This is a genomic window from Flavobacterium sp. RHBU_24, assembly GCF_046613695.1.
Lineage (GTDB): Bacteria > Bacteroidota > Bacteroidia > Flavobacteriales > Flavobacteriaceae > Flavobacterium.
The window spans coordinates 21,901-47,482 of sequence record NZ_JBKJHD010000019.1; the positions used below are offsets into that span (position 1 = coordinate 21,901).

General features: G+C 44.0%; 23 protein-coding genes and 1 riboswitch. Of the genes, 13 read left to right on the top strand and 10 right to left on the bottom strand.

Going from position 1 to position 25,582, the window contains the following annotated elements; translation table 11 throughout:
• Together ACLI09_RS15270 and ACLI09_RS15275 are read left to right on the top strand one after the other, a co-directional pair.
• Positions 1–141: an SsrA-binding protein gene (locus ACLI09_RS15270; protein ID WP_411420507.1), complete on the top strand. Its 141-nt coding sequence runs from the start codon at positions 1–3 to the stop codon at positions 139–141.
• A gap of 741 nt (positions 142–882) precedes the next feature.
• Positions 883–1,302, top strand: a complete 420-nt coding sequence (locus tag ACLI09_RS15275) for a nucleoside-diphosphate kinase (RefSeq protein ID WP_411420508.1) — start codon at positions 883–885, stop codon at positions 1,300–1,302.
• 240 nt (positions 1,303–1,542) lie between these two features.
• On the opposite strand, the gene ACLI09_RS15280 is transcribed toward ACLI09_RS15275, so the two are convergent.
• The 5 genes from ACLI09_RS15280 to ACLI09_RS15300 form a co-directional block, all read right to left on the bottom strand.
• Entirely contained in the window at positions 1,543–3,141 is a 1,599-nt protein-coding gene (locus ACLI09_RS15280; protein WP_411420509.1) for a hypothetical protein, read from the bottom strand.
• Positions 3,142–3,268: 127 nt separating this feature from the next.
• Positions 3,269–4,351 (bottom strand): chorismate mutase, encoded by a 1,083-nt coding sequence (locus tag ACLI09_RS15285; protein ID WP_411420510.1) that lies wholly within the window; start codon positions 4,349–4,351, stop codon positions 3,269–3,271.
• Between the two features lie 72 nt (positions 4,352–4,423).
• Positions 4,424–5,272 (bottom strand): prephenate dehydrogenase, encoded by an 849-nt coding sequence (locus tag ACLI09_RS15290; RefSeq protein ID WP_411420511.1) that lies wholly within the window; start codon positions 5,270–5,272, stop codon positions 4,424–4,426.
• A 79-nt stretch (positions 5,273–5,351) separates the two neighbouring features.
• Entirely contained in the window at positions 5,352–6,497 is a 1,146-nt protein-coding gene (locus ACLI09_RS15295; RefSeq protein ID WP_411420512.1) for a pyridoxal phosphate-dependent aminotransferase, read from the bottom strand.
• Positions 6,494–7,354, bottom strand: a complete 861-nt coding sequence (locus ACLI09_RS15300) for a prephenate dehydratase (RefSeq protein ID WP_411420513.1) — start codon at positions 7,352–7,354, stop codon at positions 6,494–6,496. Before ACLI09_RS15300 ends, ACLI09_RS15295 begins: the two co-directional genes overlap by 4 nt.
• A 418-nt stretch (positions 7,355–7,772) precedes the next feature.
• Here ACLI09_RS15300 and purU point away from each other — a divergent pair, with 418 nt between their 5' ends.
• Positions 7,773–8,603: a formyltetrahydrofolate deformylase gene (gene purU, locus ACLI09_RS15305; RefSeq protein ID WP_411420514.1), complete on the top strand. Its 831-nt coding sequence runs from the start codon at positions 7,773–7,775 to the stop codon at positions 8,601–8,603.
• 43 nt (positions 8,604–8,646) lie between these two features.
• On the opposite strand, the gene ACLI09_RS15310 is transcribed toward purU, so the two are convergent.
• The 3 genes from ACLI09_RS15310 to metK all read right to left on the bottom strand — a co-directional run bounded on the left by ACLI09_RS15310 (position 8,647) and on the right by metK (position 11,315).
• Positions 8,647–9,480 (bottom strand): HAEPLYID family protein, encoded by an 834-nt coding sequence (locus tag ACLI09_RS15310; protein ID WP_411420515.1) that lies wholly within the window; start codon positions 9,478–9,480, stop codon positions 8,647–8,649.
• 104 nt (positions 9,481–9,584) lie between these two features.
• Positions 9,585–9,974, bottom strand: a complete 390-nt coding sequence (locus tag ACLI09_RS15315; protein WP_411420516.1) for a hypothetical protein — start codon at positions 9,972–9,974, stop codon at positions 9,585–9,587.
• 90 nt (positions 9,975–10,064) lie between these two features.
• Positions 10,065–11,315 carry a methionine adenosyltransferase gene (gene metK / locus ACLI09_RS15320; RefSeq protein WP_411420517.1) on the bottom strand — a complete coding sequence of 417 codons (1,251 nt, stop codon included), beginning with the start codon at positions 11,313–11,315 and terminating at the stop codon, positions 10,065–10,067.
• Positions 11,316–12,193: 878 nt separating this feature from the next.
• On the opposite strand from metK, the gene ACLI09_RS15325 reads away from it, so the two are divergent.
• From ACLI09_RS15325 to ACLI09_RS15350, 6 genes are all read left to right on the top strand, one after another.
• On the top strand, positions 12,194–13,480 hold the full coding sequence (locus ACLI09_RS15325; RefSeq protein WP_411420518.1) for an O-acetylhomoserine aminocarboxypropyltransferase/cysteine synthase family protein: 1,287 nt from the start codon (positions 12,194–12,196) through the stop codon (positions 13,478–13,480).
• Between the two features lie 162 nt (positions 13,481–13,642).
• Positions 13,643–14,662 (top strand): alpha/beta fold hydrolase, encoded by a 1,020-nt coding sequence (locus ACLI09_RS15330; protein ID WP_411420519.1) that lies wholly within the window; start codon positions 13,643–13,645, stop codon positions 14,660–14,662.
• 589 nt (positions 14,663–15,251) lie between these two features.
• The gene (locus ACLI09_RS15335) at positions 15,252–15,686 is read left to right on the top strand and encodes an OsmC family protein (RefSeq protein ID WP_411420520.1); all 435 of its coding nucleotides are present in this window, start codon (positions 15,252–15,254) and stop codon (positions 15,684–15,686) included.
• 223 nt (positions 15,687–15,909) lie between these two features.
• The gene (locus ACLI09_RS15340) at positions 15,910–16,434 is read left to right on the top strand and encodes a hypothetical protein (protein ID WP_411420521.1); all 525 of its coding nucleotides are present in this window, start codon (positions 15,910–15,912) and stop codon (positions 16,432–16,434) included.
• Between the two features lie 49 nt (positions 16,435–16,483).
• On the top strand, positions 16,484–17,119 hold the full coding sequence (locus tag ACLI09_RS15345) for a hypothetical protein (RefSeq protein ID WP_411420522.1): 636 nt from the start codon (positions 16,484–16,486) through the stop codon (positions 17,117–17,119).
• Positions 17,120–17,164: 45 nt separating this feature from the next.
• Positions 17,165–17,863, top strand: a complete 699-nt coding sequence (locus ACLI09_RS15350) for a hypothetical protein (protein WP_411420523.1) — start codon at positions 17,165–17,167, stop codon at positions 17,861–17,863.
• Positions 17,864–17,874: 11 nt separating this feature from the next.
• Here ACLI09_RS15350 and ACLI09_RS15355 read toward each other — a convergent pair whose 3' ends face one another.
• Positions 17,875–18,171 carry a HigA family addiction module antitoxin gene (locus ACLI09_RS15355; protein ID WP_411420524.1) on the bottom strand — a complete coding sequence of 99 codons (297 nt, stop codon included), beginning with the start codon at positions 18,169–18,171 and terminating at the stop codon, positions 17,875–17,877.
• A gap of 5 nt (positions 18,172–18,176) precedes the next feature.
• On the bottom strand, positions 18,177–18,458 hold the full coding sequence (locus ACLI09_RS15360; RefSeq protein ID WP_411420553.1) for a type II toxin-antitoxin system RelE/ParE family toxin: 282 nt from the start codon (positions 18,456–18,458) through the stop codon (positions 18,177–18,179).
• Between the two features lie 109 nt (positions 18,459–18,567).
• Positions 18,568–18,673, top strand: a riboswitch (SAM riboswitch).
• 95 nt (positions 18,674–18,768) lie between these two features.
• On the opposite strand from ACLI09_RS15360, the gene ACLI09_RS15365 reads away from it, so the two are divergent.
• The 4 genes from ACLI09_RS15365 (at position 18,769) to ACLI09_RS15380 (ending at position 25,554) form a co-directional block, all read left to right on the top strand.
• A complete protein-coding gene (locus tag ACLI09_RS15365) occupies positions 18,769–19,803 on the top strand; it encodes a homocysteine S-methyltransferase family protein (protein WP_411420525.1) in 1,035 nt (344 codons plus the stop codon).
• Positions 19,804–19,807: 4 nt separating this feature from the next.
• Positions 19,808–22,567, top strand: a complete 2,760-nt coding sequence (metH, locus tag ACLI09_RS15370; RefSeq protein WP_411420526.1) for a methionine synthase — start codon at positions 19,808–19,810, stop codon at positions 22,565–22,567.
• Between the two features lie 97 nt (positions 22,568–22,664).
• Entirely contained in the window at positions 22,665–23,621 is a 957-nt protein-coding gene (metF, locus tag ACLI09_RS15375) for a methylenetetrahydrofolate reductase [NAD(P)H] (protein WP_411420527.1), read from the top strand.
• Positions 23,622–23,808: 187 nt separating this feature from the next.
• Positions 23,809–25,554 carry an RDD family protein gene (locus ACLI09_RS15380; protein WP_411420528.1) on the top strand — a complete coding sequence of 582 codons (1,746 nt, stop codon included), beginning with the start codon at positions 23,809–23,811 and terminating at the stop codon, positions 25,552–25,554.
• Positions 25,555–25,582: the final 28 nt, after the last annotated feature.

Consider the following 25,582-nt stretch of genomic DNA (forward strand, 5'->3'; position numbering starts at 1 on the left):
ATGTTTAAGATACTCGCAAAAATAAATAAAGCACTGCTGCCCAATTATACAAAGCAGCAACTCGACCTTGCCAAAGCCACTAAATTGCAAAAAGCAATAATTGCATGGAAATACTGGGTAACAACACATGCGGTTGATTAAACATTAGTTTATGTAATGCATTTGGTAAAAATCAACCCATTTGTAAGAATATTTATAAAGAATTGACCCTTAAAGGCATCTTGTTTTCTTTTGATTTCCGTAACAATCAGTAAGATTTAATGACTGTTTTTCAATAAAACAAAACAAATCTTAAGATTTACCTAATTAACAAATTATTTAAATCCCAAACAATATAAATAACGTATATTTGCAGTAATAAGTTTTTTTCACAAAACTTAATTGGTTGGTTGGTTTGAAATGCCTCCCGTCTTGGGGGGCATTTTATTTTTCACGCCACTGGTAATTTCTTCGCCACACTACAGTTTTTATTCAAATATTATCATTTAATCGATTAAATTAGCTGTTCACCGATTATCTCGCTAACTATTCTTAAATATTACTGAACTATTTTACATTAGATATGGAAATAGAGCTTCGAACCCTCATTTTCAAAAAATTCTTAAGCGCCTTCACAGAGGGTGCTTATTTTTTTATAATATATCCGCTCGTCGACACTTAAACGCCATTCAACGTATTAAACAGTCTGTTTACCTAAAGCAGGGCATTTAGCGCTGCATAAAGCCTTAAATTTGCAGTGTTACCTTTCTGCGGAAAGAATAACATTGGTTGGTTGGTTTGAAATGCCCCTTATTACTAAGGGGCATTTTGTCTTTATAAACAACCGTCTTCATTTTAACCATCCCCCAAAAAACACTACTTTTGAGCAAAATTTAAAACACTATGGCAACAAACAGGACGTTTACAATGATTAAGCCGGATGCGGTTGAAAACGGGCACATCGGCGGAATACTTAACATGATAACCGAAGCGGGCTTCCGTATCGTTTCACTGAAGCTTACACAGCTTACCGTTGCCGATGCACAGGCATTTTATGCTGTACACAGCGAGCGCCCGTTTTATGACGGACTGGTTAGCTTTATGTCGCGCGGGCCTATTGTAGCCGCCATTCTTGAAAAAGAAAATGCCGTACAGGATTTCCGTACGCTTATAGGAGCTACAAACCCGGCTGATGCTGCCGAAGGTACCATCCGTAAAAAATATGCCACTTCAGTGGGGGAAAATGCCGTGCACGGTTCAGACAGCGATGAAAACGCTGCAATAGAGGGCGCATTCCACTTTTCAGGCCGCGAACAATTTTAATAAAAATCTAAGCTGCTAAGACAAAAAAGCCATACGAGAATATGGCTTTTTTGTATCTCCTTAATCCTTTACGTTATAGAACTTAATTCGAATAGTAAAGATTTGGTTCATCATTCTCTCCTACTGGCTGACGCTTTCCTGATGGGCCATTACTCTATCATATAGAAATACCATCAAAAATAAAAAACCGCCCCAATTAAGTATTGAGACGGCTTCATATTTTAATTTTTACTAATACTGTTAATCAAGAAGGAACATCCTGCCCAGTTTATCGCTCTTTTTCCTAGACGAATAAATAATATACTCGTTGTCGGTTTTAGAGTAGTTTACCCCAGGACGAATAACCAATTCATTTTTAACAACTTCTTCAGGGTCTTTACGGGTAATTTTACCGTCTTTTCCAAAAATGAATAATGATGGCACCGCATTGTTATAATTGCCCATAGATTTTATTTCCTCAATATCGGTAATACCCTTATTTTTTACGTTGTCATTAATCAGGATACTTAGTTCACCGTTCTTATAAATAGGCAATGCCCCAAGATACTCCGGGCCTTTGCCCATTTGCAGTAGCGGTATCATTACCGTGCCGCCCACAGCAAAACCATTGCTTACACCTCCAAAACCCAAGCCTAATGACATTGTAGTTACAGATGCAGCCTGTTCTTTTGGTAATACATTACTCCACTCGTGGGTACCGTCCGGCGCAAGGGAGGTAACAATAATTTCGTTCTTAATGTAGGTTACCGGGGTAAAGGCCAGCGGCCCGATGCCCGATGACTGCCCTATTACTACTAGCTGGTATTCTGAAACCATAATCATACCACCATCTTCACGCCCTATAATCTGGATAATGTTATATAAAGGTGGTACATCTTTACCTTTCTTCGCCCTGCGTTCGCCAAGCAGCTTTACGCGTGTAGGCATATCAAGATCATTAAACTTAACATTAGTAACGCTGTTATCTTTCATGTTAACGGTAGCAGCATACACGCCCTTTAGCTCTTTGTTGCTACGGCCACTTTCGCGTACGCTTGAATAAAAGCCCATAAGATGCAGTATATCGCCTGACGGCACTATCTTGCAGTTTATAGGTGACTGGTCTTTAACATCTATGTTTATTACCTCTTTCGTATAGTTTTTTGCACTCTTGTAGGCATGTATTTCAAAACGCTCAACACGTTCTTTTTTCTTATTATCGCGGTAACCCTCATTTATTACTACATATACATCATCATTAAGCCCAGCCTGAAAATCAGGGATATAAAACTCATAATCCTTATGATTATCGTCAAACTTTACCTTTTCGGTAGTACTGAAGATGGCCTTAAGGTTATCATCAAAAAGCTTAATATCATACTTTACGGCATCTTCCTTATCAAAGCGCGAAGCGTGCATTACCAGCAGGCCGTTCTCATCCTGGGTTTTACGGAAATAGAAACCACCGCGGGCGCTTTTCTTTTCTACTTCACTTTTAAACAGCACTACACCATCCTTGCTTAGTTTTCCTTCTTCAGACAATGGTGTGGCTACCAGGTTAAATATTTTTTCTTTTTTGTTATATACACTGCCTACCACATACAGCTTACCGTTTAGCAGGTACAGGTTTTCAAACTCAACTTCCTTGTCATTAAGGTCAGGAATGATAATTTCATGCGACGACTTTTGTGCCATCGTGCCACTATCAAATATTTTAAGCATATAGGTATCTTTACCTTTAATGGCAAGGCCGTAAATTTTTCCGTTAGCCTCGCCGGTAATGTCTACCAGTTTTTGCTTATCGTCAGGAAGTTCCTGCCCGTAAGTAACGTTTATCTTATCAATTTTGTTTTGAGCCATTAATGGCGCAATACCGCTAAATAGCAATGCAGCTGCTACAAATTTTTTTCATCGGTTGGTACTTATCTATTTTGGTGCGATAATACAAAAAAGCCTCCTGATATTAACAAAATGTTAAAAGAAATTTTTATCCGTTAATCACTTTTTCCTGCTGGCTGATACTCTCCTGGTGAATGGCTTTAAAAATATCTATAATAAAGTCTTTACCCAGGCCTTTTTCAGTACCCTGTGCTGTCATTTTGTCGAGTATCTCATTCCAGCGTTTGTTTTGCAATACCGCTACGTTAAACTCTTTTTTTAACGCACCTATCTGCCCGGCTACCTGCATGCGTTTGCCCAGTATCTCTATTATCTTATTGTCATATTCGTCTATATTCATGCGCAGGCCTGCCATTTTTTTGTCGTAGTCGGCATCCGTGCCTACTTCTTTACGCACGCGCAGGTCTTCAAAAATCTGCTTTAGTTTCGTAGGTGTTACCTGCTGCGCCGCATCGCTCCAGGCGTTTTCCGGGTCTATGTGCGTTTCTATGATAAGCCCATCGTAATTTAGGTCGAGCGCCTGCTGGCTCACTTCCTGTATCATGTCGCGGCGGCCGGTAATGTGGCTCGGGTCGCATATAAGCGGCAGGTCGGGGAACTTGTTCTGAAGTTCAATAGCCAGCTGCCACTCCGGTATGTTACGGTACTTGGTTTTTTCGTATGTACTAAAGCCACGGTGTATAGCGCCAAGCTTTTTAATACCGGCATTGTACAGGCGTTCTACGCCACCCAGCCACAGGGCAAGGTCAGGGTTTACCGGGTTTTTAACCAGTACAATTTTATCCGTGCCCGCAAGCGCATCGGCTATTTCCTGCACCGCAAAAGGATTTACGGTAGTTCGTGCGCCTATCCACAGCACGTCGATGTCATGCTCAAGTGCAAGCTTTACATGGGTAGCGTTGGCTACTTCGGTTGCCATTAATAAACCCGTTTCAGCTCTTGCTTTTTGCAGCCACTTCAGGCCTATTGCGCCCACACCCTCAAACCCTCCCGGACGGGTGCGCGGCTTCCAGATACCTGCGCGGTAAATACTCACGTCGCTGTCTTTAAGCTCGTGGGCTATTTTTAACACCTGTTCTTCGGTCTCGGCGCTGCACGGGCCGGCAATTACCAGTGGGTGGTCTAATTTAAAATCGTCTAACCAGGTGCGTAGTGCGGGGGTATTTTCCATAACTATTATATTTTGTATTTTCTATTCTATTTATTATTCTGCAGCTGCGATCTGAACACTGCAAACTGGCTCTTATTTTATCCCGTTCAGTATATTCTTAATCCTGTTTGTATTTTCCATTTCCTGGAATATCCCATCAAAATCTTCTTTTTCCAGCAGCTGCTGAAAGTTCTGCAAATTGGCTATGTACAGCCGCAGTGCTTCACTTACATTAGCTTTATTTTCGCTGAAGATGCTTGCCCAAGTTGTGGGCGAACTTTTGGCGAGCCGTACCGTACTGGCAAAACCACTGCCCGCCATGTCAAAAATATCGCGCTCGTCTTTCTCTTTTTCAATAACCGTTTTACCCAGCATGAACGCGCTGATGTGCGACAGGTGTGAAACATAGGCAATATGTGTATCGTGCGACACCGGGTCCATATAGCGGATGCGCATGCCGATGGACTTAAACAGCTCCAGCGCTTTTTCCTGCAGCTTAAAGGCGGTGCGCTCTACTTCGCAGATGATATTCGTTTTGCCGTCAAACAGCCCATGTACGGCGGCTGACGGGCCGCTAAATTCCGTTCCCGCTATGGGGTGTGTGGCAATATAATTACGCCTGCGCGGATGGTGCTCTACCGCCTTGCAAATGGCTGCCTTGGTAGAACCGGCATCAAAAACGATGGCATCTTCTTTCACCTTATCAAGCACCTGCGGCAGCACAGTAGCAATGTTGTTAACCGGAATGGCCAGGATAACCCAGTCGGCTACCGCAATATCATCGGTAGTAGCCGCATGCTGTATAACGCCCAGCAGCAGCGCTTCTTCCACGTGCTTATCGCTCGCATCAATACCCGACATCTTAGCCTCCGGAAACACCTTTTTGATATCCAGCGCCAGCGAACCGCCTATTAATCCTAATCCTATTATGAGTACGTTCATTTTTTAGTTGTTGGTTGTCGGTTGCTGGTTGTTGGGTCACAACTTTACAACGTTCAACATTATAACTTTTTCAACTTAATTAAAATCTGGCAATAGCTTCTGTAATTACCTCTTCCGGTGCGCAGAGTGAAAACCTAACATAGCCCTCCCCCGCGCTGCCAAATACCGTACCCGGCGTAAGGAAAATGTGCTTATCATACAGTATGCTATCGACATAAGCCTCAGCATTATCTATTCCTGCAGGCAGTTTTGCCCAAACGAACAGCCCGGCGGTATCACGGTTGTAGGTGCAGCCAAGGTTATCGGCCAATGTAAAGATAAGTTCGCGCCTATTGCTGTAGGTATAGTTAAGTTTTTGAAACCATTCCGCGCCGCTGTTCAGTGCGACAATGGCGCCTTTTTGTATGCCATAAAACATACCGCTGTCCATATTGCTTTTTACCTTCAGTACTGCGTCTATCAGCGTGGCGTTGCCGCTGACCATGCCCACGCGCCAACCGGCCATATTAAAGGTTTTGCTGAGCGAGTTGAGTTCCAACGCCACATCTTTAGCGCCTTCTGCCTGGAAGATGGAGAACTGGGCATCATTCAGCACAAAACTGTAAGGGTTGTCATTTACCAATAGTATATTGTGCTTCTTTGCAAAATCAACCAGCTTTTGGAACATCGCTTTGCTGCCCTTAGCTCCGGTAGGCATGTGCGGGTAGTTAACCCACATAATTTTCACACCGGTTAAATCCTGTCGCTCTAAAGCTGTAAAATCAGGCTCCCAGTTGTTGGCTTCCGCCAAATTATAAAACACCGGCTCAGCGCCTACCAGCTTTGTCGCCGATGTATAAGTCGGGTACCCGGGATTAGGAATCAGTACTTTGTTGCCTTCATTTAAAAATGCCATGCTGATGTGCATAATACCCTCTTTGCTGCCCATAAGTGGCAGTATTTCGTTAGCCGGGTTAAGGCCTACGCCAAAGTGCCTTTGGTAAAAACCGGCAATGGCGTCGCGCAGTTCCGGCAACCCCTGGTAGCTTTGGTATTCGTGTGCCTTCGTATCAGCAAATGAATTAGATATGGCATCTAAAACTTCCCGCGACGGCGGTAAATCAGGGCTGCCGATGCCCATGTTTATTACCTTTTTACCGTCTGCAACCATCTGGCGTATTTCCCTCAGCTTCCCCGAGAAGTAGTATTCTTTTACTTCATCAAGGCGTTTTGCAGGTGCTATCATTGTTGTCCTTTTTTATATTCGCCAAGTACTTTAAACTCGGTTGTCATTAGTTCCAGTATCGTTTTTGCCTTTGCATAATGCTTGTATTTTTCAAACACCACATCCACAAAAAACGAGTATTTAAAGGGTGTCTCTGCTATTGGCATGCTCTGTATCTTGGTCAGGTTCAGCTTGCAGTTGTTCATCACATTTAGGACCGTGGCCAGGCTGCCGGGGGTATCATCGAGTACAAATTTTACCGATGCCTTGTCGATTTCCTCTGCCGGAAGCACGCTGTTGTGCGTCTTCACAATTACAAAGCGCGTCTGGTTGTTTTTTATATTATGGATGGCTTCTTCCAACACATCGAGCCCAAACAATTCAGCCGCCATACCGCTGCCTATCGCGGCAATCCCCGTAAGGTTATTTTCGCGGATATAGCGTGCGCTTTCGGCGGTATCGGCGCTTTCTACCAATTTAATATGCGGGTGTTTTGCAAAGAAATTAGTACACTGCAGCAGCGCCATGGGGTGCGAATGTATCTCAGTTATACCAGCCAGTTTCTGCCCCGGCAGCGCCATAAGGTTCATGCTGATATTAAGGTAATGCTCGCCGATGATGTGCAGGTTGTTGTTATCAATAAGCGCGTAGTTAGGGATAATGCTACCCGCAATGGAATTTTCCAGCGCCATAATGCCCAGTCCCGCTTCTTTGGTTACCAGGCTCTGTACCACGGCAGGGAACGACATACACTCCTCCAGCGGGGCATCGGCGCCAAACCATTCCCCCGCCACCTGGTGGTGAAAGCTGCCCTTAATGCCCTGTATGGCTATTTTTGTATCTACCGCTGTAATCATTTCTGTATGTATTGTTTTCATTTCAGGCAAAAAAAAATCCCGACTTTCATCGGGATTATATTTGGTGTTTGTTGTATCATATTTTGCTACACAGCCATATAACCCCTCTCCTCTTTCCAGAAGAAATAAAAATAGGTGCTATAAAAAGAAAGGTTGTGCATTACTTTGTTATTTTACTTGATGCTAATGTAGGAATTATTTCAATACGTGCAAGTGATTTTTAACTTTTTTGAGGAAAATTGGCTGATAGTTCTCTCCCCCGACCCCTCTCCAAAGGAGAGGGGCCAACGGACGGGTACAGTTTGGTTAGAAAACATCTCCAAATTACATAATAATACACAGTCAAAACCAAGAGTGTAGCTACCCCCTCTCTCTTAGAGGGGTCGGGGATGAGGACAACCAAAAAATCTCTATCTTTCCAAAAATTAAATCCATTCCCATGGTTCTATTAATACAATGCACCGACCGACAAGGCCTTGTGGCTACTATAGCTAATGTATTGGCTCATTATTCGCTTAATATTACCACCTTGCGCGAGTTTGTCGATACCGAGAACAACCGGTTTTTTGCGCGTTTTGTATGCGAAGGTGGAGCTGATTTTGAGTCGATTAAAACCGATCTTGTAACCGCCCTGCCCAGCGATGCCGCAGTTGTTATAAACCCGAACCCCAATAAAAAGATAGTAGTAATGGTTACCAAAGAATACCACTGCCTGAGCGACATACTGGTGCGCAACCACTTTAACACGCTGGGCGCCACGGTAGAATGTGTAATAGGCAACCACCCAGACCTTGCTGACTTGTGCGCCCGCTTTTCAGTGCCGTTTCATTACATTTCGCACGAAGAAAAGACTAAAGAGGAGTTTGAGGGCGAATTAATGAACACCATAAACAACTGCATATTTGATTATATTGTACTGGCAAAATTCATGCGGATACTCTCCCCTGCTTTTGTAGCGGCCTACCCGATGAAAACCGTAAACATACACCACTCTTTCTTGCCTGCTTTTATTGGGTCAAACCCCTACCGCAAGGCATTTGAACGCGGCGTAAAACTCATAGGCGCCACCGCCCACTTTGTTACCGACAGCCTTGATGAAGGCCCCATCATCGCCCAGGAAACCATACACGTAAACCATACCTTTACCCCTGCCGATATGGTTAAGGCAGGTAAAGAAATAGAAAAATCGGTACTGGCAAAAGCGTTGCAATTAGTATTGCAGGACCGCGTGTTTGTATACCATAATAAAACGGTTGTTTTTGAGAATTAAACAAATATAATGAGGGCTGTCTGAATTTAGGCAGCCCCCATTATTATTCCTTTTTATGTCCTGGTTCATATATCAGCCTCAGGAATGTGCTGAGCCGCTCGTTTTCACGGTTAACCGGTATACCGGTTGCAATGCCTATCAACAGGTTATCAGCTATGCTAACCCTCATTTGCGGCCTTATGGTCATATCAAAATCCTGTCCCACCACTTCTTTGTTAAACTCTATACCTATAAAATTGCGGGTACCGGGTATCATGTAATGAATGTTTGTATTTATTTGCCACGCTGTGTGCATCGCACTGCTTTCAAAATGATGAATAAACTGCGGACCCGTATAGATAAGCGTATGGAAGTTTTGCCCCCAGCGCTTTGCAGCTACAAAAAAAGGGTTGTACACATTTCCGGTGAAGATACGGGCGTTTTGATAACGGTTAAATTCAGTCAATTCAAATTCCTGAATGTAGCCCACTGCTAACGAAGTACTCGCCTTTTCTGAAACAAAAAATGAATACTGTATGGCCATTTTAAGGCTGTTGAGCTTACTGCCCGGTGCTGCACCCTCCCCGGGGTAATACATGCTAAAAGGCAATTCTACTTCAAGTCCAAGACGGTCTGCAGGCGCCCATTCGTATTCTACAAGGGCTATATATTCATCATAGGTACTTTTATCGGTAAGCCCCATACCTACATTCCATTCCCTCTCCCCTTTACGGGCACCCAGGTCGCGAATAAGGTCAATATAGAGCGGTTCGGCGTGTAGTACCTTGGGTGGGCCTGCATCTTTTTCTACTTCTTTAATATAAAGGCTGTCTATAGAGCGGTTTTCTTCTGCTTCGGTCTGTGCCATAGCAATATGGGCTGTTAGTAATAACAGCATTGATAAAAATTTACGGATCATTTACTTAATTTGTTACGTCAATACATAATAATTATCGCTACCCCGATACAAGAGGGCAGCAATGGCTATTCACTAATAACAAATTAAGCTTCGGGTGGAGGGGAATTAATTTCGGCCATTATATCCTTATGCGTTTGAAGCAACACTATAATGGGCTGTTTTTTAAAAGTAAGAATGTATTTTTTTGGCGCAGGCTTAGCCATCGGTACAAGGTAAAAGTCTATTGAAAGCGTCTTTTTTATCGAAAAACCCTCATCACAATCATTATCATCATATTCGGCTATGGCGTCATCATAACCAAATACTTTTTCAATTGCTATCTCTAAAAAACTTTCCTGCTTATTGATACTAAGGTTTTCAGCAACGCCAACGGGGCCGTTATCTGCCGGATCAGCACTGATATTAAACAGATATACCGCCATAAGTGCCGCAATGCAACGAAATATGGCAGTATACCTGAAGTGTTTTAACATGCTGGTGCTGGTAAAATTATATTTTGAAAACGAAAGCGTATACCCTAAAATTGCAAGGCTACTCAAATATTATATGAAAAACTACCGATACTAAAGTGCAAAGGCTGTTTTTACTTTCTCTACATAGTCTAACTTTTCCCATGTAAATAATTCTACCTCAAGGGTTTTTACCTCACCGCCAGGAGATGTAAACGTTTTGGTAACCACTTCCGGCGTGCGGCCCATATGGCCGTAAGCGGCGGTTTCACTGTATATAGGGTTACGCAGCTTTAGGCGCTGCTCTATAAAGTAAGGGCGCATATCAAAAATAGCCTCTACTTTTTTAGCAATTTCGCCATCGGTAAGATTTATTTTAGATGTGCCATAGGTATTAATATAAATACCCATAGGCTGCGCTACACCAATGGCATACGACACCTGTACCAGTATCTCATCGGCTATGCCGGCAGCCACTAAGTTTTTTGCAATATGGCGGGTAGCATAAGCAGCGCTGCGGTCTACCTTGCTGGGGTCTTTACCGCTAAACGCACCACCACCGTGGGCACCTTTACCACCATAGGTATCTACAATAATTTTACGCCCGGTAAGCCCGGTATCTCCATGCGGGCCGCCTATTACAAACTTGCCCGTAGGATTAATGTGGTACTGGATTTCATCATTAAACAAGTGCGCGTACTGCGGGTTGTCTTTTTTAATGCGGGGTATAAGTATATTAAGAATATCTTCTTTAATTTTTGCGAGCATGGCAGGCTCATCCGCAAAATCATCATGCTGTGTAGAAATCACGATAGCATCAATGCGCACCGGCTTGTTGTTATCGTCATACTCCAGCGTTACCTGGCTTTTAGCATCAGGGCGCAGGTAGGTAATTTCGCTGTTTTCACGGCGCAGTGCAGCAAGTTCCTGTAGCAGTTTGTGGCTCAGGTTAAGCGCCAGCGGCATATAATCCTCGGTCTCGTTTGTGGCATAGCCAAACATCATGCCCTGGTCGCCAGCGCCCTGCTCTTCTTTGCTGGCACGGTCTACACCCTGGTTAATGTCCTGGCTCTGCTCGTGTATGGCGCTAAGCACACCACATGAGTTGGCCTCAAACATATATTCGCTTTTTGTGTAGCCAATTTTACGTATTACCTCGCGTGCTATAGTTTGCACGTCAAGGTAAGTCTTGCTTTTTACCTCTCCCGCAAGTATTACCTGGCCTGTTGTAACAAGTGTTTCGCAGGCTACTTTACTCTCGGGATCAAAGGCTAAAAAGTTATCAATCAGCGCATCTGAAATCTGGTCAGCAACTTTGTCAGGGTGTCCTTCACTAACGGACTCTGACGTAAATAAATATGCCATAGTGTATAGTCTATAAATTTAGTAGGATATCGCTGTTGCAACGGGCTAAAGGGAGGGAAGTCCTGCTTTAGCATTATTTTACCGAGGTTGCAATCAGACAAATTTTTCCTCACAATTAATTCGGCTGCAAAGGTATAAACCTTATCGGAATAAAAAAACCGTTATGGCATTTTTAATTTTGGGTTAGCTGCTTAAAAATTGCTATTGATTATTTTTACTGATTATACACCGGTGATATTTCACAAAAAGGGTCCGGAACGCAAAGCTGTGCGGGAATAGCCTTTTGCGTGAAATTATTGTTTAAATTACTTTAAAGGTAGATAGCATCAATTTATCCCCGAAAACGTAATACTGTTAAATTTTGAAATTTTATTTGGTAAATAAAAAAATACTATCGAAGTTTGCTAAAGTAAAAATCGAAAACTTATGAACCTTACAATGTGCAAAATGTGCTGTATGATGTGGAAGACTTCCGCGGAACGCACTGTTGCCTAATTTTAAGTTTCTTAAAAATATACGCAAAGCCTTCCGCAACCCGGTAGGCTTTTTTGTTTTATCATGCTTCGACAAGAGCAGCACGACAAGGCACAAAAAGTTTAACTAACTCAAATGCCCGAACTTTTCCCCTCTCATTTGAGGGGCAAGAGGTGAGGATTAAAAAAGAACAAATGAAAAATTTCGCTAAAAATATGGTAATCTGTTGTTGTATGATGTGCATGTGCACACCGCAGCCCCGTTACCATAAGCGAAAGAGATAATCTTAGTATAGTTCGTTCAAACTATTCGCCCCTTTGGTAACTGTGCCAAAGGGGCTTTTTATTTTCTACAGCATCTTAGTTCGTTCAAATTCAAATAAAATCATTTAAAAATTAAAAATCATGAGTACACAAAAATTTTCAACAGCAGCACTACACGCAGGACACGATGTAACTAAAAACGGCGGAACACGTGCGGTGCCAATTTACCAGACCACATCATACGTTTTTAACAATTCAGAGCATGCGGCCAACTTATTTGGCCTTGCCGAGCCGGGCTTTATCTACACCCGCCTTAACAACCCTACTAACGATGTACTGGAGCAACGGCTTGCAGCCCTTGAAGGCGGAATTGCGGCGGTAGTAACGGCGTCGGGTACGGCGGCCATAGCCACCACCCTGCTCACACTGCTAAAAGCCGGCGACCACATTGTTGCCAGCAACAGCCTTTATGGCGGCACCTACAACCTGCTTAGCGTTACCCTGCCGCGCCTGGGCATTACCACCACCTTTGTAGATCCGGAAAACCCGCAAAACTTTAAAGATGCCGCACAGGAAAACACCCGCGCCTTTTTTGCGGAATCACTCGGCAACCCTAAGCTCGATGTGCTGGACCTTAAAGCCATTTCGGAAGAAGCCAAAGCCTTTAAAGTGCCCTTTATTGTAGATAATACCGTGGCTACCCCTTACCTGCTTAACCCTATTGAACACGGTGCAGACATTGTGATTCACTCCCTAACCAAGTACATAACCGGAAACGGCACATCATTAGGCGGCGTAATTATCGATGCCGGAAACTTCGACTGGAGCAGTGGCAAGTTCCCTGAGTTTACTGAGCCTTCTGCCGGATACCATGGGTTGGTGTACCATGAAGCGCTGGGCAACGCAGCCTTTATTGCAAAGGTGCGTATTGAAGGGTTAAGGGATTTTGGCGCGGCACTTAGTCCGTTTAACGCCTTCCAGACCATACAGGGCCTTGAAACGCTGGAAGTACGCATAGAAAAACACAGTAAAAATGCACAGGCATTGGCCGAATGGCTGCAAACCCGCGACGAGATAGCATGGGTAAACTACCCGGGATTAAAAACCAGCAAATATAACGCACTGGCCGAGCAATACCTGCCAAAAGGTAAAAGCGGCATTGTAACGTTTGGCCTGAAAGGCGGCTTTGAAGCGGCAAAAAAAGTAGCCGACGAAACCAAACTCTTCTCGCTATTGGCTAATATAGGCGATACCAAGTCACTCATCATCCACCCCGCAAGCACCACGCACCAGCAGCTAAGCGCAGAGCAGCAGGCAACTACCGGTGTAACACAGGATTTGATTCGCTTGTCAGTAGGCCTTGAGGATATTGAAGATTTAAAAGCCGATTTACAGGCGGTGTTTGAGAAGATTGGCGTATTGGTATAACCCTCACCCAGCCTAAAAGTCCTCTCCCCCGGCCCCTCTCCAAAGGAGAGGTTTGCGAGAGGGAAATAGAAATAATTGAAAGAGCATACTTTGTTTGTTTTTGGTGGTCAAACCGTCTCCGCCGGCTCATGCGGGGGCGGTTTATTTAAAAAAAAGAGAAATATGGCTGATTTACATAATATAATAATTGCCGAATGGAAACTGTTAAGCGGCAAAAGCCTGCACCTTGTATCACTATCGTACCAAACTTTTGGTCCGCCCATAGGCACGGCGCCGGTGGTACTGGTTAACCATGCGCTCACGGGCAACAGCAACGTTAGCGGCCCTGCAGGCTGGTGGAACGACCTGATAGGCAGGGCAAAAACCGTAGACACGCGCCATTACACAGTACTGGCGTTTAATATTCCCGGCAACGGGTATGATGGCGTTAAAGAAAACCTGCTATATAATTATAAGGATATAACCGCCGAAGATGTGGCGGCGCTATTCTGGAAAGGGCTGGAAAAGCGGGGTATTCACAAGCTGTTTGCACTCATTGGCGGCAGCCTGGGCGGGGGCATTGCCTGGCACATGGCAGCGCTGCGGCCTGATGCTACGGAACATCTTATACCCATAGCGACGGACTGGAAGGCAACGGACTGGGTAATTGCCAACACACTGGTGCAGGAACGTATACTGAACAATAGCGCCGACCCGCTGGCCGACGCGCGCCTGCATGCCATGCTATTGTACCGCACGCCGCAAAGCCTTAAGCAACGCTTTAACCGTGAGCAGCTGGGCGGTTCGTTTGATATAGAGCTGTGGCTGGACAAACACGGTAAAAAATTGGCTAGCCGCTTTACCCTCCCGGCGTATAAGCTGATGAACCGGCTGCTACGCTCTATAAACATTGCCGGCAACGATAGCTTTTTGGCTGTAGCCAAAAAAATATCCTCAACGGTACACCTGGTAGACGTAGATACCGATTTGCTCTTTACACCCGATGAAACCCAGGTAACTTATGTGTCGCTAAAGGCGGCGGGAATTACCGTTACGTATAATGAAATACATTCGGTACACGGGCACGATGCGTTTTTAATAGAACATGGGCAGCTGTCCAAAATTTTAAAGCCGGTGTTTGAGGTTTCGGAAGGTTATTACACAAAGGCGTATAACGAAGGTGCAACGGAGCACAAAGTTTAGGTTAATAAATTTTTCTTCGTGACAGGTATTCCATTTGCTCCCCCAGTTCGAGCAATGCCCCTCGGGTCGACTATAAGAGAAATGGAAGAGTAAAAAAAAACACCCAAAAGAATAATTGTTAAATTTTAAAATTAAATTTGGCTGATTGAAAAATATGTTGCACATTTGATAAACAAAACAAAAATAGTCATGAAACTTAATATTTGTTCATCCGTGCACACCATTTGGAAACCGTTTCCGGCAGGGGTAGCGTTGTATGCATTTTAAGTTTTATAAAACATAAAAAATTACAAAGCCCCTGCACAATAAAAGCAGTGGCTTTTTTGTTTTAAGATAAGAATACGATTACAAAAGTAAAAGAGATATGAATACCGCTACCGTACATAATTATTGTAAACAGCTGATTTGCCAGTCGCCGTCGTGGGCGATGCAGGTGCAGCCCATACATTTACCAGAACGGTCAAGCGTATAAACGTAGTTTATAATTCAGGTGCGAAGGCTCTTTTGGTAACAACATTCCGAAAGAGCCTTTTTTATTAGCCAAAATAGTATCCAGCAAGTTCAGTCATCAACATAAAATTCAATCACCATGAAAACGCAAGCCATTAACGTATTGGGCTACACCGGACAAAACAGCCAGTTTGTAGTACAAACCTCAACAGCTAACCTGCGCATAAGCCCTAACGCCACACAATATGTGCAACAGGCGGCTAACCCGTATGAATACATCCTTGCGGGCTTTGCGGGCTGTATTAACGCGCTGGGCATTGCGGTAGCTAAGGAACTGGGCATTGCGCTAAAATCGCTGCAGATTGAAATTACCGGCGACTTTAAACACAGGCCGGAAGAAAAACCCGGTTTTGAAAAAATAGAAATAACACTAAGGCCGGCTGCTGCGGCACCGCTTGCCACACTTCAGCGCTGGATGGACGAAGTGCAGTTCCGCAGCCCGGTTTTTGATACGCTGGTTAACAACACGCCGGTACACCTTAGTTTATATAAAGAACTGGCGGTTGCGAATTAGCATCTGCTGCAAGGTTTTAAAAACCTTGTAGCTATAAAAAATTAAACCTACAGGGTACTACAGGCCTTGCTGGTTAGAAAATATAAGTTTGTTTTAAGTTGTTTTTTGTTTGTTTAAGAACTGCCTTTGATTCGGCACCAGAGGCAGTTTCTTTTTTAGGTAATCATTGCCGCTGTGTTACCAAAATTCATTTAAAAATAGTCCATAAAAAATATAAAATCAGATGGCACACACAATAAATATAGTACTCTTCGGCATAGGGAATGCCGGCAGCGCGCTAATAAACAAAGTAACTAAGGAACGTGAAACCTACAGCGCACTCGCTGACAACATCCGCTTTCCTGTGATAACAAACAGCAGCGTGGCATTTTTTGAAAAAGACGGCGACGGCTATGCCTGGGAGGCCAACTTTATACGCTTTGCTATTCCGTTTAAGATAGATGATGTAATGGAGTATGTGCTGGAGCACGACCTGCAAAACCTTATTGCGGTAGATGCCACACCCAGCGCGGCCCTGGCTGCAGAGTACCCCAGCCTGGTACGCACAGGATTTAGCATCGTATCGATAAACGAGAGCCTGCTGTACCTGCCTGAAAATTTTGAGAAAGGAATCAGCTTTTTGACCGCCACGCGTGGGTTGGGCTATAAGTTCATCACTACAGTGCCCGGAGATGCACTGGCTGCCGGCGATGCCCTATACAAAGGCGTGTTGGAAGTAGCAGGTAAGATTAAGGAAGCGGCGGCGTAGGCTGTTTTTTTGATTTTACGTATATTTAATACGAAAACACCACCCAACCATGAAAAAATTTATTTATTCCTTTATTGCATTTTGCTGTATAAGCTTTTTGTATTCCTGCAAAAGCACTTCGTATATAAGTTATGATTTAAAAACAAAAATTTTATATCGGGGTATAAATAATGAAATCGGAATTAAAAATATTGATTGCCATAAAATCAATATTTCAGCCATAGATGCTACATTCAAAATAAAGGATGATTCTACACTCATAGTAAATACAGAATCAAGTGGCCGGGCCTTATTAATTCTAAAATACAAAAATGTAAGCGATACCCTGGATTTTCACGTGTTGGAATTTCCCAACCCTATACTTACCTTCAGGGCAACGGTCTTTAATTCGTCTAAACCCATGCCGGTGGATTTTGCCCGAAAAACGTATTCCGTTTCTTCTACACTGCCCAATTTTATGTACGATTGTAGTTTTGACATTGATAACTTTGATTTAAACGTTATCAAAAAAGATGGTAAAACACGCTACTATAAAATATATGGAAGAGATTTAAAAGGCATATTTAATAATGCAGAAGTGGGCGACACCTATATTTTTTCTAATATTAAAATGCATTTAATCGACGGCGGAGATATTATGGGCACAGACACGGTAATAAAAATAGTTGAAAATGCTAATGGATAAATTTCAAAAAACGTACATTCGTGATACAACCAGCAACAGCGTATTATGAAACCAATTTTTACTTTACTTGCGGTATTTTTAAGTATTTATATTCAGGCGCAAACAGACAGCCTGAAAAAATATGTTGTGGATTATAAGTTAGAATATGATGCCATATATCCTCAGGATTCCACTAAAAACTATAAAGCAATATATTACATTGGCAGCACCGCTAACAACTTCTTTGCAACGGCCAAGCCTGATAAAGAAGGAAAACTGAAGTTGTACTTTAGGGATAATGATGGAAGAAGTTTTAATGGAAATGTTACCCCAGACGATTTGGCTTCAATTGAAAAAATCAGTATCGCTCAAAAAGCTTTTTATGAGTTTAGTAATCCATACAAATACCAAATTAACAATTATGATTATTTTGCAACAGGTGATAGCATCGTGAATGGCCGTAAATGTTCCGGATACTCGTTACGTAGCACGAAACCAAAAAGGGAGAAACGAAAAAAGCTGATCCACGAAATGTATTATATAGATACTACTACAAAAATGCTGCCCTTGCTTATAGAACCAACCGCTTATGAAATATGGAAAGCCCGAAAAAATATAAGTAACGGCTTGCTGGTACAAAAGGACGCTTTTAAAATTGACGGTACATTATTTTATACCGAAAAACTTGTGCATGTAACTCCCGTAGATTTTACGATTACATTGATAGGGGATACTACTACTGTTTATAGGATTGACGTGCATTAGAACAATAGACTCTAAGCCGCTGTTTCAGCAGGCTTGATGCTTTCCAGCTCATCGTGCTTGGCAGTAGTTTCTTCCTCCAGATCATAATCATCCTGAAGGCCCAGCCAGAATTTTGCGCTTGTTCCAAAATACTTAGAGAACCGCAACGCCGTATCGGCTGTAATCCTGCGGTTGCCCTTTATAATTTCGCTGATGCGGGTTTGTGGTATATAGGTTTCTTTAGACAACCTGTATGCCGATATGCTTAATGGCTCAAGAAATTCTTCTTTAAGCACTTCGCCGGGGTGTATGTTTTTAAGTTTTTCCATAGTCATTAATGATAGTCTACAATTTGAACATCAAAAGCATTTTCATTTTCCCAAACAAAAATTATACGCCACTGCTTATTTATCCTGATACTATAATAATTAGACAATTTGCCTTGCAACTTTTCTAAGTGATTAGCCGGTGGCATCCTGAGATCGTTTATATTCTGGGCATTATTAATCATCCTCAGTTTCCTTCGCGCAACATTTTGTATATCAGCAGGAAGCTTTCTGGATTGAAAACCGTCCCATATCTTTTCCGTCTCTTTATCTCCAAAACTTCTAATCACTATTCGCATATTGCTAACGCCAAAGGTAAGTAAATTATTTACCAAAAACAATTATTTGCTTTCTACAAATCTATGCACTATTTTTGCGCTGTTCTTTAACACAACTGTTATGTTATCACGAAAGGCAGAGGGACTAGACCCGATGAAGCCTTAGCAACCCTTTACCATAAAGAAGGTGCTACATTCTACTACGCCAGTGCGTAGATAGATAACACAAAGGAATTTCCCCTCCTCCCCCACTGATGACATGATTTTTAAGAAACAGATTTAAGGTGCCGATTGGCAACTTTAAACTTTAAACCTGAAACAAATGTCAGCTATACATAAAGCCATTAACGACCGCATACTCGTGCTCGACGGTGCCATGGGTACCATGCTACAGCGCTACAACTTTACCGAAGACGACTACCGCGGCGCACGCTTTAAAGACTTTCCGCACCCGCTAAAGGGTAACAACGATTTGCTTACCCTTACCCAGCCCGAGGCTATTAAAGATGTGCACCGCCAGTACTTTGCGGCCGGCGCCGATATTGTGGAGACCAATACCTTTAGCGGCACCACCATCGGTATGGCCGATTACCACATGGAAGATTTGGTGTATGAACTTAACTATGAGTCCGCAAAAATAGCCCGTGAAGTGGCTGATGAGTTTACCGCAGCCAACCCTGATAAGCCCCGTTTTGTGGCGGGTTCTATCGGCCCTACCAACCGTACCGCCAGCATGAGCCCGGACGTGAACGACCCCGGCTACCGCGCCGTAACATTTGACGACCTGCTCATTGCCTATAAAGAACAGGTAAAGGCATTGATAGACGGCGGCTGCGACATCCTTTTGGTAGAAACTATATTCGATACGCTTAACGCGAAAGCTGCGCTTTATGCCATAGAAGAAGTTAAGGACGAACTGGGTATTGATATCCCCATTATGGTGAGCGGTACCATTACCGATGCCAGTGGGCGTACGCTTAGCGGGCAGACTGTGGAGGCGTTCCTTATTTCGATATCGCACATTCCGCTACTCAGCGTAGGCTTTAACTGCGCCCTGGGTGCCGACCAGCTGAAACCGTACCTTAAAAGACTGGCACACAATACGCAGTTCAGCATTTCGGCCCACCCGAATGCGGGCTTGCCTAACGCCTTTGGCCAGTACGACCAAACCCCTGAGGAAATGCAGGTACTCATCAAGGAATACCTTGACGATAACCTTATCAACATAATAGGCGGCTGCTGCGGCACCACTCCGGAACACATTAAACTAATAGCTGAACTAGCCCAAAATCACAAACCACGCCCCCTAACCCCAAAAGGGGGAATTGAGCTTCACTCAAATACAACTGTTGCGTAATAATATGAACGAAAAGAAAGATTTTTTTACGGAAAATAAATCTGATGATGATTTATCGGCAAGAGTAGGAGTTCCCCTTTTGGGGGTTAGGGGGCTGGAGCCTCGTTACCTAAAACTTTCTGGCCTTGAGCCATTGATTGTAACACCCGAAAGCAACTTCATTAATGTGGGGGAGCGGACTAATGTTACTGGATCGAGGAAGTTTTTAAGACTTATAAAAGAAGAAAAATACGAAGAAGCCCTCGATATTGCCCGTGCGCAGGTAGACGGCGGCGCGCAGATTATCGACGTGAATATGGATGAAGGAATGCTGGATGGCGTTTATGCCATGACCAAGTTTCTGAACCTTATCGCCTCGGAGCCCGATATTGCACGCGTACCCCTGATGATTGATAGTTCTAAGTGGGAAATTATCGAGGCCGGGCTAAAAGTAGCCCAGGGCAAGAGCGTGGTAAACTCCATCAGCCTTAAAGAAGGTGAGGAGAACTTTATACTTCATGCCAAAAAAATAAAACGTTACGGCGCCGCAGCCATCATCATGGCGTTTGACGAAGCCGGCCAGGCCGATACCTATGAGCGCCGTATCGAGATATGCAAACGCAGTTATGACATACTGGTAGACAAAGTAGGCTTTCCCCCTGAAGATATAATTTTTGACCCGAATATATTCCCCGTGGCTACCGGTATGGAAGAGCACCGCCGCAACGCGATCGACTTTTTTAATGCCACAAAATGGATACGTACCCACCTTCCTTACGCCCACGTAAGCGGTGGGGTGAGCAATGTGTCGTTCTCGTTTAGGGGCAATGACCGCGTAAGGGAAGCTATGCACTCGGCCTTTTTGTACCACGCCATTCAGCACGGTATGGATATGGGCATCGTGAACCCCGAGATGATTGAGGTATACGACAGCATCGACAAAGATTTGCTCGAGCATGTGGAAGACGTGCTTCTCGACCGCCGCGACGATGCCACCGAGCGCCTTTTGGCTTTCGCCGAAAATGTAAAGGGCGATGTAAAATCGGTTGAAAAACAAATACAGGAATGGCGCGCGCTGCCCGTACAGGAACGCCTTACCCATGCCCTTGTAAAAGGCCTTGACGAATTTATAGAAATAGATGTAGAAGAAGCACGCCAGCTTGCTGCCAAGCCCATTGAGGTTATTGAAATCAACCTGATGAACGGCATGAACGTGGTAGGCGACCTGTTTGGTTCGGGTAAAATGTTCCTGCCACAGGTGGTTAAATCTGCCAGGGTAATGAAAAAAGCCGTGGCCTACCTCCTTCCCTACATAGAAGCCGAGAAAGACGGGAAATCATCAAGCGCCGGTAAAGTATTGATGGCAACCGTAAAAGGCGATGTACACGACATTGGTAAAAACATAGTTGCTGTAGTGCTGGGTTGTAACAATTTCGAGATCATCGACCTTGGGGTAATGGTTCCGCCCGAAAAAATTATAGAAACCGCCGTGCGTGAACAGGTAGATATTATAGGATTAAGCGGACTGATAACACCTTCGCTTGACGAAATGGTTTACCTGGCCAAGGAAATGGACCGCCTCAACATCAGCATCCCAATAATGATAGGCGGCGCTACCACAAGCCGTGCGCATACCGCCGTAAAAATTGCGCCACAATACCGCGAAACCGTGGTGCACGTTAACGATGCCAGCCGTGCCGTAACAGTAGCCGGTAACCTACTCAACTCAAATAAGCTGGATTACGCCAAAACCGTTCGTGCCGAATATGACACGCTTCGAGAAGGTTACCTGAACCGCAGCCGCGATAAGGATTTCCTGAGCATTGAAGACGCCCGAAAAAATAAATTACTGCTGGACTGGGAAAACTTTACGCCATTTGTGCCAAAGCAGCTTGGCGTACACACCATTTACCCGAAACTGGAGGAGCTGGTTGATTATATCGACTGGACACCGTTTTTCCAGACGTGGGATTTGCACGGTAAATACCCGGCCATCTTGACCGATGATATAGTAGGCGAACAGGCGCAGTCGCTTTTTGCCGATGCCCAGAAAATGCTGAAGCAGATTGTAGGCGAAAACTGGTTTGAAGCCAAAGGTGTATACGGAATATTCCCCGCGAACACCGTGAATGATGATGATATTGAGCTTGTTCTTCCCTCAGAAAGAGGGGCTAAAGCAACGTTTTTAACGTTGAGGCAGCAGAGCCAAAAAACCAAGGGCGCACCAAACATAGCCTTAGCCGATTTTATTGCCCCAAAAAACATGGGTAAGCAAGATTATATGGGAGCGTTTTGCGTTACCACCGGTTTTGGTGTAGACGAAAAAGCAGCCGAATTTGAAAAAGAACTGGATGATTATAATTCCATCATGGCAAAGGCATTGGGAGACCGCCTTGCAGAAGCCTTCGCCGAGTATTTGCATAAAAAAGTACGTACTGAAATTTGGGGTTACGCTTCCGACGAAAGCCTTACAAACCAGGATTTAATTAAGGAAGAATACCAGGGCATACGCCCAGCGCCGGGCTACCCAGCATGCCCTGACCATTTAGAAAAAAACACTATATGGCAGGTGCTTGATGTAGAAAAGCAGATAGGCGTTACCCTAACCGAGAGCCTTGCCATGTGGCCGGCCGCATCGGTATCGGGGTATTATTTTGCAAATCCACAGAGCAAGTACTTTGGCCTTGGCAAAATTAAGGACGACCAGGTAAAAGATTACGCAAAACGCCGTGGCGTGCCCGAAACAACCGCCTATAAATGGCTTAACCCTAATATAGCAGATTAAAGGCCCCCTAACCCCCCAAGGGGGAAATAGGAGCATTGTATAATATTAATAAAATCCCTCGTCAAAATTCCCCCTTCGGGGGTTAGGGGGCTGACTTATGAAAGTAACCGAACATATAGCGAATGCCCAGGGCAAAACGCAATTTTCTTTTGAGATTCTGCCACCGCTTAAGGGGCAGAACATACAGTCTATTTTTGATGGAATAGACCCGTTGATGGAGTTTAACCCGCCATTTATAGACGTTACCTACCACCGCGAGGAGTATGAATATAAGGAACTGCCCAGCGGCCTGCTGGAACGCCGCGTGGTTAAAAAACGCCCCGGTACCGTTGGTATTTGCTCAGCAATACAAAACAAGTACCAGGTAGATGCTATTCCGCATATATTATGCGGCGGGTTCTCTAAGGAAGATACCGAGAATTTCCTCATCGACCTTGACTTCCTGGGCATACAGAACGTAGTAGCACTTCGCGGCGACGCGGTAAAGAACGAGATATATTTCCGCCCTGAGAAAGACGGCCACCATTATGCCACGGAACTGGTTAGCCAGATTGTGAACCTTAATAAAGGCGTGTATCTTGATGATGAACTGCAAAACTCCGCATGCACTAACTTTTGCATCGGCGTGGCCGGCTACCCCGAAAAGCACATGGAAGCCCCAAGCCCGGACAGCGACATCCATTACCTGAAACAAAAAATAAAAAACGGCGCGGAGTACATCATCACCCAAATGTTTTTTGACAACCAAAAGTTTTTTGACTTTGTGGCCAAATGCCGCAAAGAGGGCATTACCGTGCCTATTATACCTGGTTTAAAGCCCATTGCGACCAAGAAACAGCTTAATATTATTCCGCACCGTTTTAAGGTAGACCTTCCGGACGACCTTATAATGGCCGTGGTTAAGGCTAAAGATAACGACGCCGTAAAACAGGTAGGGATAGAGTGGTGCATAGCACAGAGCAAAGAGCTGGTTACCGCCGGTATACCGGTGCTGCATTACTACAGCATGGGCAAGGCAGAAAACATTAAGGCAATAGCCCAGGAGATATTTTAATATAGTTTTTACTATATTAAATGGTCTATTATTTGGATTATATTGTTTTAAGTGCCGTTTTCAGGTTCATGCAACTGGGTAATCATTACTGTTATATACGATTTAAGGCAGTTGGCAATATGTTGTTTTGTAAGTTTAATTTTAACAAATATTTCATAAATTGCAGCCTGCCAACCTGTAAAACCGTATGGAAAGAAAAATTACCTTCTCTACCCTTTTTATAGCCATCACCGGCCTGATTTCTAAACTGTCGCACCTGCTGCCCGAGCCGCATTCTATAGCCTTGCTTTGGCTTAGGGGTTACCTGTCATTCTTTACCTTTGGTTTCCTGGACAAGGAAGACCTTATAGGCGAATACGACCAAGTTAACTTTATAGACATCGGTATGTTCCTGCTCTTTGCCATAGGTGCCATCATCTTTTTGAAAAACAAAAAGGAAACCCGCCTTATCCGCTTAATGTATGCCATATTGATCTACCACAGGGTTTTAGGGCTTGCGGGGCTTGTGGTAGAACTCACGGTTAAGCAATACCGTGAGTATATAGAGTGGCCTTACATGGTGGTATATGTGATATGGAGCGCCCTTCTGCTAGCATTATCCTGGAAAGCATTGAAATGGCTGGACCGTGATATACCGCTACAGATTACTGTGGCTACAAATCCCGGCGGTGAAGAAGTGGGTACTTACAATCTGGCCTCGAGGTGGCAGCGTTTTTTACATTTGCATATAGACGATTTTATCTTTGTACTTATAACCACACCCATCCTCGCAGGATACCTGCAACTATCTACACGCTTTGACTATAATGGCGGCTTTGAGGAGACTAAAAAAAAATACATCCTTTTTATTGTGTGCTTCCTGGTGCTGAGGCTGTTGTACCATTTCCTTTTTGAATACCTGCTTAACTATACACCTGCTAAAATACTTACCGAAACACGCGTGGCCGATGGCGGTGGCTATAAGCCTTCGCCCGGGCAGATAGCGCGCCGCACCTTTACAAGGTACATGCCTTTTGAGGCGTTTTCATTTTTTGGGGGGCATGGGTGGCACGACAGCTGGTCTGACACCTATGCCATTAAGGAAGACCGCGGAAGCAAAAACGGAAGCCTTTACCTGCTTGCCCTGCCATTCCTGCTTATTGTTTTGGGCACAGGTTACTTTATAACCCCTACACTGGCTGCCTACAAGGATAATGCAAGAGCAGAGGAAGCCTTTAACTACAGGCGCGAAAATACTGCCGATGCCATAAACAACCTTACCTTAAACGACATTATAAAGCTGAAGAGCGCTACAGATACTACCATGTTTATATACCTGAAGCCCGAAGCCATAAGGGGTAATGATATAAAATTTATACCGTTTGAATATAACCCGGACGCATATGATAACGGCCTGTATTCTGATACCGGCTGGCGCGAGGTAGAACAGGCCTACCATACGGCCGCGGCTTCGGGAGGGCAGGCTACAACTATAACAAAAAGCACGCTGGCCAAGGCAAACATATCTTTTGATAATACCGCAAGAAAAAACAACGGCAGGTATACCGGCGGCGTGGCCCTGTTAGGTGGCAGGTATATAATAGCAAGCATAGAGCCTTATTTTATGCCGAATATTGATTTTGACGATTATACCAATTATTTGCCCGTATATACCCTTAGCGATAAAACGGAGATAAAAATTGTTAACAAAGGCCGCCCGTGCCACGTTACAAGTATTAAAAACAACCTTGATGATGGTATTATATGGAAGGCCGACACAGATACACTGGCTTCCGGAAAGTCAGTGTATGTTACAAGCGATAAGCAGGCGCGCGGTGATACAGATATTACCCTTACGGTAACAGACGCTGAAAACAATACATATAAATACCGCATATACGGCGATATCGCTTTTGGCTCTAACTGGGATATAAAAATAAGACGCTCCAGGTAATATAATTTTCGAGGCATTACCTTATAAC

Excerpts from the sequence above, each read along its gene's own strand:
- ACLI09_RS15330 (WP_411420519.1), top strand. The coding sequence starts at position 13,643 with ATGGCTGATTTACATAATATAATAATTGCCGAATGGAAACTGTTAAGC.
- ACLI09_RS15270 (WP_411420507.1), top strand. The coding sequence starts at position 1 with ATGTTTAAGATACTCGCAAAAATAAATAAAGCACTGCTGCCCAATTAT.
- purU (WP_411420514.1), top strand. The coding sequence starts at position 7,773 with ATGGTTCTATTAATACAATGCACCGACCGACAAGGCCTTGTGGCTACT.
- ACLI09_RS15285 (WP_411420510.1), bottom strand. The coding sequence starts at position 4,351 with ATGGAAAATACCCCCGCACTACGCACCTGGTTAGACGATTTTAAATTA.
- ACLI09_RS15325 (WP_411420518.1), top strand. The coding sequence starts at position 12,194 with ATGAGTACACAAAAATTTTCAACAGCAGCACTACACGCAGGACACGAT.
- ACLI09_RS15310 (WP_411420515.1), bottom strand. The coding sequence starts at position 9,480 with ATGCTGTTATTACTAACAGCCCATATTGCTATGGCACAGACCGAAGCA.
- ACLI09_RS15365 (WP_411420525.1), top strand. The coding sequence starts at position 18,769 with ATGTCAGCTATACATAAAGCCATTAACGACCGCATACTCGTGCTCGAC.
- ACLI09_RS15380 (WP_411420528.1), top strand. The coding sequence starts at position 23,809 with ATGGAAAGAAAAATTACCTTCTCTACCCTTTTTATAGCCATCACCGGC.
- metK (WP_411420517.1), bottom strand. The coding sequence starts at position 11,315 with ATGGCATATTTATTTACGTCAGAGTCCGTTAGTGAAGGACACCCTGAC.
- ACLI09_RS15290 (WP_411420511.1), bottom strand. The coding sequence starts at position 5,272 with ATGAACGTACTCATAATAGGATTAGGATTAATAGGCGGTTCGCTGGCG.
- ACLI09_RS15275 (WP_411420508.1), top strand. The coding sequence starts at position 883 with ATGGCAACAAACAGGACGTTTACAATGATTAAGCCGGATGCGGTTGAA.
- ACLI09_RS15340 (WP_411420521.1), top strand. The coding sequence starts at position 15,910 with ATGGCACACACAATAAATATAGTACTCTTCGGCATAGGGAATGCCGGC.
- metF (WP_411420527.1), top strand. The coding sequence starts at position 22,665 with ATGAAAGTAACCGAACATATAGCGAATGCCCAGGGCAAAACGCAATTT.
- ACLI09_RS15355 (WP_411420524.1), bottom strand. The coding sequence starts at position 18,171 with ATGGAAAAACTTAAAAACATACACCCCGGCGAAGTGCTTAAAGAAGAA.
- ACLI09_RS15295 (WP_411420512.1), bottom strand. The coding sequence starts at position 6,497 with ATGATAGCACCTGCAAAACGCCTTGATGAAGTAAAAGAATACTACTTC.
- ACLI09_RS15315 (WP_411420516.1), bottom strand. The coding sequence starts at position 9,974 with ATGTTAAAACACTTCAGGTATACTGCCATATTTCGTTGCATTGCGGCA.
- ACLI09_RS15300 (WP_411420513.1), bottom strand. The coding sequence starts at position 7,354 with ATGAAAACAATACATACAGAAATGATTACAGCGGTAGATACAAAAATA.
- ACLI09_RS15350 (WP_411420523.1), top strand. The coding sequence starts at position 17,165 with ATGAAACCAATTTTTACTTTACTTGCGGTATTTTTAAGTATTTATATT.
- ACLI09_RS15345 (WP_411420522.1), top strand. The coding sequence starts at position 16,484 with ATGAAAAAATTTATTTATTCCTTTATTGCATTTTGCTGTATAAGCTTT.
- ACLI09_RS15280 (WP_411420509.1), bottom strand. The coding sequence starts at position 3,141 with ATGGCTCAAAACAAAATTGATAAGATAAACGTTACTTACGGGCAGGAA.
- metH (WP_411420526.1), top strand. The coding sequence starts at position 19,808 with ATGAACGAAAAGAAAGATTTTTTTACGGAAAATAAATCTGATGATGAT.
- ACLI09_RS15335 (WP_411420520.1), top strand. The coding sequence starts at position 15,252 with ATGAAAACGCAAGCCATTAACGTATTGGGCTACACCGGACAAAACAGC.